The 13604-nt window shown below is 51.5% G+C and carries 10 protein-coding genes; 6 read left to right on the forward strand and 4 right to left on the reverse strand.

What is annotated here, in order from left to right:
* Positions 1-9 precede the first annotated feature (9 nt).
* From rfbB to rfbA, 3 genes are all read left to right on the forward strand, one after another.
* Positions 10-1056 (forward strand): dTDP-glucose 4,6-dehydratase, encoded by a 1047-nt coding sequence (rfbB, locus tag GU926_RS13110; RefSeq protein WP_160692593.1) that lies wholly within the window; start codon positions 10-12, stop codon positions 1054-1056.
* 177 nt (positions 1057-1233) lie between these two features.
* Entirely contained in the window at positions 1234-2241 is a 1008-nt protein-coding gene (locus GU926_RS13115; protein WP_160692595.1) for an SDR family oxidoreductase, read from the forward strand.
* Between the two features lie 4 nt (positions 2242-2245).
* Positions 2246-3109, forward strand: a complete 864-nt coding sequence (gene rfbA, locus GU926_RS13120) for a glucose-1-phosphate thymidylyltransferase RfbA (protein ID WP_160692597.1) — start codon at positions 2246-2248, stop codon at positions 3107-3109.
* A 99-nt stretch (positions 3110-3208) separates the two neighbouring features.
* Here the strand turns inward: rfbA and chrA are convergent, their stop codons facing one another.
* Together chrA and GU926_RS13130 are read right to left on the reverse strand one after the other, a co-directional pair.
* Positions 3209-4384 (reverse strand): chromate efflux transporter, encoded by a 1176-nt coding sequence (gene chrA, locus GU926_RS13125; protein ID WP_160692599.1) that lies wholly within the window; start codon positions 4382-4384, stop codon positions 3209-3211.
* A gap of 99 nt (positions 4385-4483) precedes the next feature.
* Positions 4484-5455 (reverse strand): isopenicillin N synthase family dioxygenase, encoded by a 972-nt coding sequence (locus GU926_RS13130; protein ID WP_160692601.1) that lies wholly within the window; start codon positions 5453-5455, stop codon positions 4484-4486.
* Positions 5456-5559: 104 nt separating this feature from the next.
* Here GU926_RS13130 and GU926_RS13135 point away from each other — a divergent pair, with 104 nt between their 5' ends.
* From GU926_RS13135 to GU926_RS13145, 3 genes are all read left to right on the forward strand, one after another.
* The gene (locus GU926_RS13135) at positions 5560-6417 is read left to right on the forward strand and encodes a hypothetical protein (RefSeq protein WP_160692603.1); all 858 of its coding nucleotides are present in this window, start codon (positions 5560-5562) and stop codon (positions 6415-6417) included.
* A gap of 136 nt (positions 6418-6553) precedes the next feature.
* Positions 6554-7657 (forward strand): DUF3616 domain-containing protein, encoded by a 1104-nt coding sequence (locus tag GU926_RS13140; RefSeq protein ID WP_160692605.1) that lies wholly within the window; start codon positions 6554-6556, stop codon positions 7655-7657.
* A 239-nt stretch (positions 7658-7896) separates the two neighbouring features.
* Entirely contained in the window at positions 7897-8784 is an 888-nt protein-coding gene (locus tag GU926_RS13145; RefSeq protein WP_160692607.1) for a carboxypeptidase-like regulatory domain-containing protein, read from the forward strand.
* 571 nt (positions 8785-9355) lie between these two features.
* On the opposite strand, the gene GU926_RS13150 is transcribed toward GU926_RS13145, so the two are convergent.
* The gene (locus GU926_RS13150) at positions 9356-12430 is read right to left on the reverse strand and encodes a glycoside hydrolase family 3 N-terminal domain-containing protein (protein WP_160692610.1); all 3075 of its coding nucleotides are present in this window, start codon (positions 12428-12430) and stop codon (positions 9356-9358) included.
* Positions 12431-12518: 88 nt separating this feature from the next.
* Positions 12519-13580: a S66 peptidase family protein gene (locus tag GU926_RS13155; protein WP_198001416.1), complete on the reverse strand. Its 1062-nt coding sequence runs from the start codon at positions 13578-13580 to the stop codon at positions 12519-12521.
* Positions 13581-13604 lie beyond the last annotated feature (24 nt).

Genomic DNA, 13604 nt, shown 5'->3' on the forward strand with positions numbered 1-13604 from the left:
TATCTAAGAATGAAAATATTAATCACAGGAGGCGCGGGATTTATTGGCTCACACGTAGTGAGGCTGTTCGTTAATAAATACCCCAACTACCAAATCTTCAACCTGGACAAGCTGACGTACGCTGGTAACCTGCAGAATCTGACGGATATTGAGAATGCCCCTAACTATACGTTTATCAAAGGCGACATCACGGATCAGGAATACATCAACAGCCTGTTCCAAGAGCATCAGTTTGATGCCGTGATGCACCTGGCGGCAGAGTCGCATGTGGATAGGTCTATCACAGACCCCATGGCCTTTGTGCGCACTAACGTAAACGGTACCTGTAACCTATTGCACGCCGCCAAAGAACTGTGGAAGTCTGATTTCACGAACCACATCTTCTACCATATTTCTACTGACGAGGTATATGGCTCATTAGGCGAAGAAGGTATGTTCACGGAAGAGACCAAGTATGACCCTCGTTCACCGTATTCTGCTTCTAAAGCAAGTTCAGACCATTTTGTGAGGGCGTATTACCATACCTATGGCCTTCCGGTTAAAATTTCTAACTGCTCCAATAATTACGGCCCCAATCATTTTCCTGAGAAGCTGATTCCATTGGCGCTCAATAATATCAAGAATATGAAACCCGTGCCGGTGTATGGCAAAGGAGAGAACATCAGAGATTGGTTGTACGTGATTGATCACGCCCGCGCCATTGATGATGTGTTTCATAAAGGCGTGGTAGGCGAGACCTATAACATCGGAGGCGTGAACGAATGGCGCAATATTGACCTCATTCACCTGCTCTGCGACATCATGGACCAGAAATTGAACCGTGAGCCGGGCACCTCGCGCGGGCTTATCACATTCGTGACAGACAGAGCCGGCCATGACCTGCGTTATGCCATTGATTCATCCAAAATCATGAAGGAGCTAGGCTGGGCACCGTCCGTGACATTTGAAGAAGGTCTGGAGAAGACCGTGGACTGGTACTTGCAGAATGAAGAGTGGTTGACCAACGTAACTTCAGGCAATTATCAGGATTACTACCAGGAACAATATAACCGTTAAGTAGTATTGGCCTTTCGTTTTTGGGTTGTTTTATAGAAAACACCCCAAAAACGAAAGTTCTTCTATAGATAGTAGAATTCAATACTTCAATTTATTGGTAAAGAGAGCCTGCTTCAAAGGAGTGAGAACGAGCATTCAATTCTTAACTCCTAATTCTTAATTCATTAATTGAATACCGTGTACAACAAACCTTTCCATACTGGCTCTTTAGAGCAAACATCTTTCTTAGTAACCGGCGGCGCCGGGTTCATTGGTTCTAACTTGGTAGAGTACCTTTTGAAGTACAATGCCAAGAAAGTGCGCGTGCTGGACAACTACTCCAATGGCTTTCATAAGAACCTGAAGGCGTTTGAAGGCAATGAGCGACTAGAAGTGCTGGAGGGCGACATCCGGAATCTGGAAGACTGCATGAAAGCTTGTGAAGGCATGGATGTTGTCTTGCACCAGGCCGCTTTGGGGTCTGTGCCGAGAAGCGTGAAAGATCCGGTTACTTCTAATGAGGTGAACGTGGGTGGCTTCGTGAACATGCTCATGGCCACCAAGGAGCAGAATGTAAAACGCTTTGTCTACGCGGCCTCTTCTTCTACGTACGGCGACAGTAAATCATTGCCCAAGGTTGAAGATGTTATTGGCAAGCCGCTTTCGCCCTACGCCGTCACCAAATATGCCAATGAATTATATGCTGATGTGTTTGGCAAGACCTACGGCATGGAAATCATTGGGCTGCGGTACTTCAATATTTTCGGACCAAGACAAGACCCGAATGGCGCGTATGCAGCGGTGATTCCATTGTTCATTGATGCCGTGATGAATGGGAAGTCCCCTAGAATGAACGGGGATGGTGAGCAAACGCGTGACTTTACCTTCGTGGAAAACTGCGTAGAGGCCAACATCAGAGCGGCTTTGGTAGAGAAGCCAGAGGCCATCAACCAGGTGTACAACATTGCCGTAGGCGACAGAACCTCTCTGAACGACCTATTCAACATCTTGAAAGAAGAAGCCGGTGCGGACATTACGCCAGAATATGGACCAGAGCGCGCCGGTGACATCAGAGACAGCCTTGCTGATATTTCCAAGGCGAAACGTCTATTGGGCTATGATCCGCAAGTAAGAATACAAGAAGGTTTACAAAAGACATTAGCCTGGTTTAAGGATAACCAGGACTTCATCTACAACCAGAAGTAATACCATGAAAGGCATTATTCTAGCAGGCGGCTCCGGCACCAGATTGCATCCATTGACTTTGGCAGTAAGCAAGCAATTGATGCCGGTGTATGACAAGCCCATGATCTATTATCCGCTGTCTACACTGATGTTGGCAGGAATCAAGGATATCCTCATTATTTCCACCCCGCATGACCTTCCCATGTTTGAGCGTTTGCTGGGGGATGGTAGTCAGATTGGTTGCAACTTCAGCTACGCCGTACAGGAAATCCCCAACGGCCTGGCCCAGGCATTTGTGATTGGCGAGGAGTTCATCGGGAAGGAAAAGGCCGCCTTGGTGCTGGGTGATAACATCTTCTATGGTTCTGGCATGAGCCAGTTGATGCAGTCCAACAATGACCCTGAAGGCGGCGTAGTGTTTGCCTACCACGTACAAGACCCAGAGCGTTACGGCGTGGTGGACTTTGACGAGAACAAGAAAGCCTTGTCTATTGAAGAGAAACCAGCACAGCCAAAATCGAACTACGCGGTGCCAGGCCTCTATTTCTATGACAACAACGTGGTAGAAATAGCCAAGAACCTGCAGCCAAGCCCGCGCGGCGAATATGAGATCACGGATGTGAACAAGGAGTACCTGCGCCAGGGTAAACTGAAAGTAGGCATCTTGGACAGAGGAACCGCTTGGCTGGACACGGGCACCATTCAATCCTTGATGCAGGCGGCTACATTTGTGCAGGTAATTGAGGAGCGCCAGGGCTTAAAGATTGGAGCCATTGAAGAAGTAGCCTACCGTATGGGCTTCATCAACGCAGAGCAGCTGCAACGCGTGGCAGAGCCATTGCGCAAGAGCGGCTACGGAGATTACCTGTTAAGCATCTTAAAGCATTAGAGAAACGCAATCATATTAAACGGCAAAGCCGGTACTTGCAAGCAAGTACCGGCTTTGCCGTTTTTGGCCTGTTTTCCCCAAAAGAGGCCAAAAACGGCCCTACCCCGGAAAGATGAATCCTGTCACCAACCCAATGAGAATCAAAATAGGAGAGGGGATCCTGGTCCAGAGCAGCAGTCCAAACGTGACCACCACCAAGCCAAGGTTGTAGGGCGTATTCTCAATGGGATGGTAAAGCATGATGGCCGCGGCGCAGACCATCCCAGAACCTACGGCGTTGATGCCTTCCAAGGAGGCCTGAATGACGCGGTACTTGCGCAACTCTTCCCAGAACCTGATCACGAAGAAAATGAGGAAAGTACCGGGAAGAAAGATTCCCACCGTGGCGACAAAACCGCCCAGCAATTCTCCCCACAGGCCGTACTCCCGCATGGAAAGTGCGCCAATGTACGCGCAGAAGGAGAAGACCGGGCCGGGCAAGGCCTGCACCAAGGCAAACCCAGACAAGAACTCCTTGGAGGAGAGGTATTCCTTGAACTCCACAAACTCGGTGTACATGACCGGAATCAAGACCTGGCCACCGCCAAAAATAAGGCTGCCGTTGCGGTAGAAGTTCTCAAAGAGCAGTACCGCCCTGAACTGGGTGAACCTACCCAGCAAAGCCGCCACTACCAGCACGCCAATGAACAGCAGAAAGTTGGCCCACTCCACGTGCATGGGCTCTTTTTTGAGAATAGGCTGTTTCTGAAAGCGCAATGCCGTCAGGCTTCCGCCTACCAGAAGCAGCAGCGGAAACACCCACGGCGAACGGAAGAAAAACGCTAGAATAGCCGAGAACACCATGATGACAATGCCGCCTTTGGTGTACACTACCTTAGAACTTATCTTCCAGGCGGCAAAGGCCACAAACCCAACCGCCATGGGCTGGATGAACCGCGTAAAGCCCAAAGGCGCGCCATGCTCTCCCAGCATGGACATGGCCAGGGCGGCGGCCGTCATGATGAGGGCCGCAGGCAGAAGCCAGACCAGCAAGGTAAGGTACGCCAGGTTGGGACCGCCCACTTTAAACCCGATGGCTGTGATGGTCTGTGTAGAGGAAGGGCCGGGCAGGATCTGACAGAGCGCGTTCAGCTCCATGAGCTCCTTCTCATCAATGTACTTGCGCTTCTCTACCAGCAGCCGCATCATCATGGCAATGTGCGCCTGCGGACCCCCATATGCGGTAATGGCCAGATAAGCCACGTCTTTTAGAAAGATGTAATTACGAGGACGCAATAGGGCAGCGTTAGAATCTTTGGTTTTGGTCTATTTTCTAAAAATAGCTATAAAAACGAAAGGAGCCCGTAAGGCTCCTTTCTAAATTTTAAAATTAGGCTATTTCTTCAAGCCTAGTTCTACCAAGCGCTCATTCAGGAAGTCGCCGGCGGTGGTGTCTGGGTACTGCTTAGGGTTCTGCTCGTCAATGCAGCCTTCCAGGCAGGTCAAGTCCATTTCAGAACGCGGGTGCATGAAGAACGGGATGGAGAAGCGAGACGTGTTCATCAGCTCGCGCGGCGGGTTTACTACGCGGTGGATGGTAGACTTCAACTTATTGTTGGTGTGTCTAGACAGCATGTCTCCTACGTTCACAATCACCTGCTCTGGCAGGGCCGTGATTGGAATCCACTTGCCATCGCGGCGCAACACCTGCAAGCCGTCAGCAGAGGCACCCATCAACAAGGTGATCAGGTTGATGTCACCGTGCTCAGCGGCGCGTACGGCGTCTGCCGGCACGGCATCTGGGTTCTCAATAGGGAAGTAGTGGATTGGGCGCAGAATGCTGTTTCCGTTGTGCACCTTGGCATCAAAGTAGTCTTCAGACAGACCCAGGTAGAGCGCCAAAGCCTTTAACACCTGCTTGCCGGCGGCCTCCAGGCGCTGATAGGCTTCCAAGGCTACTTCCTTGAACTCAGGTACCTCTGTTGGCCACACGTTGTCTGGGTATTCTTCTTTGATGGGATCGTTGTCAGTTACTTCCTGGCCCACGTGGTAGAACTCCTTCAGGTCACCGGTGTTGCGGCCCTTGGCGTGCTCTTTTCCTTTGCCCACGTAGCCGCGCTGGCCGGCCAGGCCCGGAATCTCATATTTCTGCTTCACGTCATCTGGCAACGCGAAGAATTTTTTGATGGCAGCATACAAACGGGCGGTCAGGTCATCGCTCAGGCCGTGGTTTTTGAGGGCGGCAAAGCCAATGTTCTGGTGCGCATCGCCCATGGCTTGTACAAAAGCCGCCTTGCGGGCAGGGTCACCAGAAGTAAAATCAGCTAGGTCTAAAGAGGGGATTTCCTCTAATAATCTATCGTCCATATGGGGTAAATAATCGTTTCTTGAAAAGGGTGTTTATAGTTGGGCAAGATACAAAATTTCTATATTTGAAACATTCTCCAGTGTTATACGAAAACTATTGTACTATGAAAAAGAAACACTTGTCTTTTATGGCCATTGCGGCTATGCTTCTGGCATCTGCCTGCAGCGAGAAAAAAACATCCACCACAGAAACCACCTCTACGGAGCACACAGTAGCCCATGACACGGCAGCGGCCGTACAGCACAACGGAACCATGGGCACGCCTATGGAAAAAGGTGGCCTGAAAGTTTACTCATATAGCAACTCGGTAGACTTCCCAGATGCGGATCTGGATTTGAACCAGCCTGAGAAGGACGCCAAGCTCACCGGCGACTCTGTGCAGTTTGCCTATGAGGTGAAGAACTTCCAGTTGACGCAGCAGACCTCAGACGCGGGTACGCATGAGCACGCCAACTCCAAAGAAGGACAGCACATTCATAACATTGTAGACAATGAGCCTTACACGGCCCACTACAAAACCAATTTCAAGAAAGCCATCAAGCCGGGCCAGCACGTGGTGTTGTCGTTCTTGTCGCGGTCGTATCATGAGAGCATCAAGCATGATGACGCCTATGACCTGCGCGTGATCAACGTAGGCAACGCCGCTGCCAACGCTACCAAGTTTGACGAAAACGCCCAGCACCTGTTCTACAGCCGTCCTAAAGGCGAGTACAAAGGCGCTGACACCAAGAAAGTGATGCTGGATTTCTATCTGGTGAACACGTCCTTGAACAAAGACGGCAACAAGGTGCGCGCCACCATCAACGGCAACGAGTTCATCTTGGACCAGTGGCTGCCGTACCTGGTAGAAGGCTTGCCAATGGGCGAGAACACCTTCAAACTGGAATTAATCAACGCCCAGGGGCAGGTGATTCCTGGTCCGTTCAATACGGTAGAGCGTAAAATCACGTTAGTGCAATAAGCTCAACCCGCTTCCATTACAAGAAAGGCAGTCTGAGAAAAGGCTGCCTTTCTTCGTTTTTGGCCTGTTTTCCGGAAAATAAGCCAAAAACGCGCACCGGCTTTCCGTATTCCAACCCACTCACCTTTCCATTTCTATGAAAAACAATTCGCAACGCATTGAACTTCAGTTTGATCCAGAGAAAAGTGTGAACGCAGAGGGCAAGCACGTGCGGGACGGCCTTTCTACGGTCTTGCGCACCGGCGACTACCTCTGGATGAGTTGTGATGAGCGCACGTCTTTGGAGCGCCTGAAGAAAACAGGGGACACCACCTTTGGCCAGCACACCCACTTTGACTTGTCTGAGTACCTGGACCTGCCGGATGGTAAAAATTCTGAGGTGGACATTGAAGGCCTGGGCGAGTCTGGGGGGTACCTCTGGATAGTGGGCTCGCATAGCCTCAAGCGCAAGAAACCCCGCAAGGACGACTCCCCGTCAAAGCAGATAAAACGCCTGGCCAAAGTGTCTGTTGACCCTAACCGGTACCTCATTGCACGGGTTCCTTTGACCAAGGATGAAAACGGCGTGTACTCCCTTTGCAAAGAATGCCCAGACCCGGCCAATCCAGAAAAGATGCTTCGGGCGGCCCAACTCAAGGGTGACAAAGAAAGCAACCAGCTCATGGACGCCATCCAGGAAGACCCGCACATCAAAGACTTCCTGAAGATACCCGGCAAGGACAACGGCTTTGACATTGAAGGCCTGGCCCTGCATGAAGACCGGTTGTTCATAGGCTTGCGCGGCCCGGTGGTAAGAGGCTGGGCCATGGTCTTGGAACTGCAACTGGAGGAAACCAGACACCAAGGCGAATTACAACTAATTACCTTCAAAGAAACCGACAGACCTTACAAAAAGCACTTCGTGCATGCCTATGGCAAGGGCATCCGGGAACTAAGGATAAGAAACAACGACCTCTACCTGTTGGCAGGCCCCACCATGGACCTGGATGGCGTGATTGCGGTGTACCGTTGGAAAGATGCCATGCACCATACCAAAGGCGAGGAGCAGATCGTTCACCGTAGTGCACTGGAGCATCTCTTTGACGTGCCCTACGGCAGCGGTGAAACCTCTGGACAAGACAAAGCCGAGGGACTTGCCCTCTTTGACGAAAACCACCTGCTAGTGGTCTTTGACAGTCCATCAGACCAACGGAAGATTGGCGAGAACAACGTACTAGCCGACGTCTACAAAGTCCAGTGAACAGGTGTAACAGTAAATAGTAATCAGTAAAGAATAAGCAGTTAGCAATAGACAGGAGGGAAGCTTGCTTTTAGCATCCTAGAAGAATCATGTGTGCCAACTGCGAAACGCGGTTGCTGAAAAATGCCTCGCCTCAACCACTGTCTATAAAATGAGAATGTCGTTTTTGGCTTGTTTTCCTGGAAATACGCCAAAAACGAATGATGTACCACCAATTCAATTCTAAACGGAATCTGTCTATGCGATTTTCCTGGCTTCTGCTTTTCTTTTCCCTGGTTTGGTCGGGTTCAGTGGTGGGGCAGGTGAAAGGCACGGTTACTGACCAAAGTACAGGCAAGCCGGTGCCGTATGCCAACATCTGGGTAGAGAACGAGAACCTGGGCACCACCTCAGATGAGAATGGCAGGTTCTCTTTGGGCAACGCCGCCCTCGGGAAAACGCTGGTGGTCTCCTGCCTGGGGTATGAGCGAATGAAGACCACGGCACAGGGTGGCAGTATGACCGTAAAGCTGGCTCCGGCGCAGACGGCGCTCAAGGAAGTAGTGGTGAAAAAGAACACGCACAGAGACAAGAAAGTAGTCAACCCCTTGAATGACCGCACCGAGTTTGCCTTCAGCAGCAACGGCACGCCCTGGATTGTCGCCCAATACATTCCGTACCAACCCACGTTTGCGGCCACGCCTTTCCTAGATGAGATCGCCTTGGTCACACTCAGCAACATCAAGAAGGCCAAGTTCAAAGTACGCCTCTACCAGGTGGGCCCAGACGGTGCGCCCGGTGCAGATTTGTTGCCCGTGCCTTTGGTAGTGGAAGCTGGGAAGGGCGTGCAGAAAGTAACCGTAGACGTGAGCCAATATGATGTTCAGATGCCCAAGACCGGCGTGTTTATCGCCTTTGAATGGCTCATTCTGCCCCAGAACATCCATGAAAAAGTAGACGCAGAGACCGGCCAGAAAATCAAAGGCAGTGTTGATTATGAGCCCAGCATTAGAACCTACGGCCCGTCTCCCAGCAAAAAACGCAACGGCTGGATTTACGACCAAGGCAAATGGCGAAGTACCGATGAGAGAGACGGTGACGGCATCACTCAGGCTTCCCCGCATTTCCAGTTGACGTTGAGCAATTAACGGTTGATATTTATTTAACCAAGTATACTGCCTTCACTTCCTTTGTCATCCTGCAAGGACCTTGTGGGCAAACTAGAAAGTCCGTTTTTCGGCTGATTTCTAGAAAACAAGCCAAAAACGGACTTTTACAAAAAAGCCGGTACTGTATATTCAGCACCGGCTTTTAAATTATATCAAGGTATACATCAGTACCGCCAATAGACTCAAGAAAATGAGGAATACCCTCCGTTGGAGATGCTTGGTGACATAACCATCTTGCTTCAAGTTCCAGTCACATAAGACTTCCAAAAGGAAAGGACCGGGCCTGAAAAGCAAATCTATCCAATCATATCCCTCGTCAAACCTTTTATCAAGCGTTACTTGATGTTTCCTTTCATAGAATCTGTTCCAGAGGGCTATCTTCTTGTTAATTGCCTGGTCCGTCACACCTCTATTTCTAAGTTCTTGTTTCGCTTATTCAACCGCCAACGGGTTCCACTTGTCAGGAGAGGTTGAAATTCTTATGAGTTCATTGGTCTCCCGTTCAACTATAGGTGGCTTAAATTCCATTGCCTAATAAAGGGAGGATGTCTTACTTACCCGGCGTATCCTTTTTCTTTGCTTTTTCCATGGCGTCATAAACCACCTGCATGATGTTGGTGCGGGTGTTGAGTTGGCTTAGTTTGGAGTTTTCACGGGTTGGGTACACACGGTTGGAGGTGAATACATAGACTAGTTGGTTTACCGGGTCTACCCACGTGTAAATGCCCGTGAAGCCCGTATGCCCGAAGCTTTCTGCCGGCGCGCTAGGTGCGGCGTTTCCATTAGGTGTACCCGGTTTAGACGGACGGTCAAAGCCCAGGGCGCGGTAGTTGTCTGGGCAGAACTGGCACTTGCTGAACGAGCTCACCACGTGGTTGGCAATCAAACGCTTGCCGGCGTAAATACCGTCGTTCAAGTAAAGTTGCATCACTTTGGCCACGTCATTGGCAGAACCGAATAAACCGGCGTGCCCACTGATGCCACCTAGCATGGCCGCGCCCTCGTCATGCACCGTGCCATGCAGCAACTGCTTCCTGAAAAGGGAATCATACTCCGTTGGCACAATGCGCGACAGCGGGTATTGCTTGTAGGGGTTAAACGTCAAGGTAGAAGCGCCCAACGGACGGTACAGGCTGTCTTTCAAGTAGGTCTCAAAGTCTTGGCCGGTAATTTTCTGTACTACCAGCGGCGCCAGAATGAAGGACAAGTCACTGTACACGTAGCCCAGTTTCTCATTGAGCGGCGAGTCTTTGATTTCTTCGTAGATTTTCTCTTCGGCGTAGTCTTTCCGGATGAACAAGTTCTGGGCTACGCGGTAAGGGTACTTGTCTGATGAGTCTGGCCTAAAGATGTGGCTCTTCAGCTCACCATTGCTCTTCACGGCTTCTTTCCAGAACGGAATCCAAGACTTGAGACGGGCCTGGTGCGTGAGAATATCGCGGTAGCGCAGGTTCTCCTTGTTAGACTCCTTCATGAGCGGCAAATATTCGCCCAGGGTCTTGTCTACGTCAAAGCGGCCCTGGCCATGCAGACGCATGAAAGCGGCCAGTGAGGTGGTGATTTTGGTCACCGAGGCCAGGTCGTACAAATCTGTATTCAGTACCGGCGTCTTGTTCTCATACGTGTGGTACCCAAACGACTTATTGTAGATTACCTTGCCGTTTTTGGCCACCAACACCTGTCCGCCCGGCGTGGCTTTTGCTCTGATTGCCTGCGCCATCAACGAGTCAATACCCACTAAATCCTGGCTTCTTAGGCCCACGGCTTCTGGGTAGGTGTAGGCTAGTCTAAAACCGGTCTCGGTCTTGAGGCCGTCGCCTACTTTAAAGGCACTGGACAGTGTCACGGGCAGTTTGCCTTTGGCGCCAATGCCGCCAAAAACCAGCTGAGCCGCCAAGTCTTGGGTGATGTCATTCTCCTGGTAACCGGCTACTACAGCGTCGGCGCGTTCAATGTCCTCAAACTTGGCCAGGCTGTACACGTTACCAAACACGCCCACAATGGTTTTCTTGCTCCGGATGAGGTCTTTCAGGAAGAGGTTCATCTCGGCGGTGATGCCAAAGTTGCTGCTTCCGGCTTTCAGTTGCAGTTTGTGTACGCCAGCAATGACCAGGTTGTAGCCTTGCAGCTGCTCTTTCAGTTTCTGCAGGTCTGCAATGGTGCTGTTAGCTGGCAAGAAGAAGTTATCCACCTTGGTATAGCGCGCCAGGCCTCTCTGGAAGTCGGTTTCCTGGGTGGTGCCCACGGCCAGCGCGGCAATTTTCAACGTATCTAATCCCTGAAGCGGCAGTATCTTGTTCTTGTTTCTGAGCAGGGTAAGCGAGGCCTCAGTCAGCTGGTTGTTGAGGTAATTGGCGTAGGGTGTGTTCAGGTCCGCGATGAGGTTCTGGGTTTCAATGGGTTTCCAGTTGTCCAGGCCCATCCACTGTTTGGCGGCCAGCACTTTCTTGCAGCGGGCGTCAATCTCGGCTTGGGTAATCTCCTTGTTCACAATGGCCTTCTTCACCTCCTCAATGGTGGTTTTCACGTCCATGGTGTTCAATAGCATGTCATTTCCTGCCAGTAACGCCTTTACGTCTGCCACGCCCGGCGCGTAGAACTTGGCAACGGCTTGCATGTTCATGGCATCTGTGAATACCAGACCCTTATAGCCCAGCTCTTGCTTCAACAAACCCCAAACAATAGGCTTGGAAAGGGTAGAGGCCAGGTCTTTGGTGTTGTCCAGCACGGGAATGTTCATGTGGGCCACCATCAAACTGCCCAGACCGTTTTTCATCAACTCCCGGAACGGGTACAGCTCCACAGAATCCAGACGCTGGCGCGAGAAGTGAATGACCGGCAGGCCGTAATGCGAGTCTACGTTGGTGTCGCCGTGGCCGGGGAAGTGCTTGGCGTTGGCCAGAACCTGGTTGTCTTGCATGCCCTTCACGTAGGCCATGGCCTTACGGGTCACGTTGTATTTGTCTTCGCCGAAGGACCGGAAACCGATCACCGGGTTGTTGGCATTGTTGTTCACGTCAATCACCGGGGCAAAATTCACGTTGATGCCCAGACGGCGGCACTGGCGCGCAATTTCGGCACCCATGTCATAAATCAGTTTCTCATTCTCAATACCGCCCAAGGCCATCTGGTACGGGAACCGCACGGTGCTGTCCAGACGCATGGCCAAGCCCCACTCGCCGTCAATAGAGACCATCAAAGGCACCTTGCTTTCCTTCTGGTAGCGGTTGGTCATGTGCGCCTGACGCACCGGTCCGCCCTGGAAGAAGATCAAGCCGCCCACTTTGTAGGTGTTGATGAGCCGGGAGATGGAGTCCACGTGCGCCTGGTTCTTGTTGCTGTACACCGGAATCATAATCAGCTGCGCAATGCGCTCCTCTGGAGACAGCGTCTTGAACACAGAGTCTACCCAACGGTTGTTGCCGCCCAGAAAGGGAGGATCCGTTTTGGGGTTGAATACCGGCGCGGCGGGTTTTTTAGCGGCGGCGGCTTTGGCAGCAGTGGCTGTTTTCTTGGCCGGGGCCTTCTTAGTAGTAGTTTTTTTGCGGGTTTGAGCCTCTAATGAGCTAGAAGCTACCAACAAAAACAGGAACAGGACGAGGGAAAGGAAACTATACTTTTTCAAGATGAAGCGATGGTTGAGTGCGTAGGTACGGTTGAAAGGGCAAGTTAGGCTGTTTTTCTTAAAAACGACCTAAAATAGAACTCTCATGTTACACCACAACGCCGTTTAGCAGTTGAATAGTGCCATTGGCGGCGTTAATTTCTGCCATGGCGCCCACGGGTATGGTAAATTTGTGCGTGATGTGGCCAATCATGGCGCCAGAGTAAACTGGTACTTTTAAAGGTTGCAGATGCTGCTCCAGGACTTCCTCCAAAGTAAGGGAGCCGTAGCTTCCGCTGCCGGGATCACAGTCGCTGCACTTGCCAAACACCACACCCTTGACCTCGTCCAGCACACCCGCCAGTTTTAATTGCGTGAGCATGCGGTCTATCTTGTACACATTCTCATTGATGTCTTCCAGAAACAGGATGGCGTCTTTCCAGTGGGGCAGGTAGTCTGAGCCAATGATGGAGGAGAGTACCGTGAGGTTGCCGCCCACTAATCTGCCTCTGGCCGTGCCGGGCGTGATGGTGGTGATGCGGTCTTTGACGATGGTTAAATTGTCTCCTATCTCTTTGGGGTTCTCAAATAGAACGGCCTCGCCGTCAAACAACACCTTTGTGAAAAAGTCTGCCGAGAACTTATTCCAGGTGGCGGCTCCCACCGGGCCATGAAACGTCACCAAGCCAGTCTTGGCCGTAATGGCCACAAGCAACGACGTGATGTCTGAGTACCCGATCAAGGGTTTGGGGTTGCGCTGAATGGTCTTGTAGTCCAGCAGGGGCAGCAACCGCGCGCAACCCCAGCCGCCGTGAATGGCCAGAATCCCCTGCACGCCTTTGTCTGCGAACATGGCGTTCACGTCCTCGGCGCGGGCCTGGTCTGTGCCAGCTAAATAGCCAAACCTGTCAAACACGTGCCTGCCCAGTTTCACCTTCAACCCCAGCGCCTCTAGCGTCTCAATAGTAATCTGCACGGTTTCTTTGCTGAATGCCGCACCCGCCGGGCAAATGAGCCCCACGGTGTCATTGCGTTTAAGGCGCGGCGGCAAGAGGACCTTGGGTTCTTTGTCTGGGGTGAGGGAATGGGCAGAAGAAAAACCAAGCAGCGGAACGGCGGCAGCGGCCATGGAAAGGGAGGCCAGCACCTGGCGGCGGGAACGAACGGTCATAGGTCTATAGAATTTGCGGCCCTT

It is taken from the genome of Nibribacter ruber (assembly GCF_009913235.1).
Classification (GTDB): domain Bacteria; phylum Bacteroidota; class Bacteroidia; order Cytophagales; family Hymenobacteraceae; genus Nibribacter; species Nibribacter ruber.

Coding starts and splice junctions, on each gene's coding strand:
- rfbB (WP_160692593.1), top strand. CDS start 10: ATGAAAATATTAATCACAGGAGGCGCGGGATTTATTGGCTCACACGTA.
- rfbA (WP_160692597.1), top strand. CDS start 2,246: ATGAAAGGCATTATTCTAGCAGGCGGCTCCGGCACCAGATTGCATCCA.
- GU926_RS13130 (WP_160692601.1), bottom strand. CDS start 5,455: ATGGACGATAGATTATTAGAGGAAATCCCCTCTTTAGACCTAGCTGAT.
- GU926_RS13135 (WP_160692603.1), top strand. CDS start 5,560: ATGAAAAAGAAACACTTGTCTTTTATGGCCATTGCGGCTATGCTTCTG.
- GU926_RS13140 (WP_160692605.1), top strand. CDS start 6,554: ATGAAAAACAATTCGCAACGCATTGAACTTCAGTTTGATCCAGAGAAA.
- GU926_RS13145 (WP_160692607.1), top strand. CDS start 7,897: ATGCGATTTTCCTGGCTTCTGCTTTTCTTTTCCCTGGTTTGGTCGGGT.
- GU926_RS13155 (WP_198001416.1), bottom strand. CDS start 13,580: ATGACCGTTCGTTCCCGCCGCCAGGTGCTGGCCTCCCTTTCCATGGCC.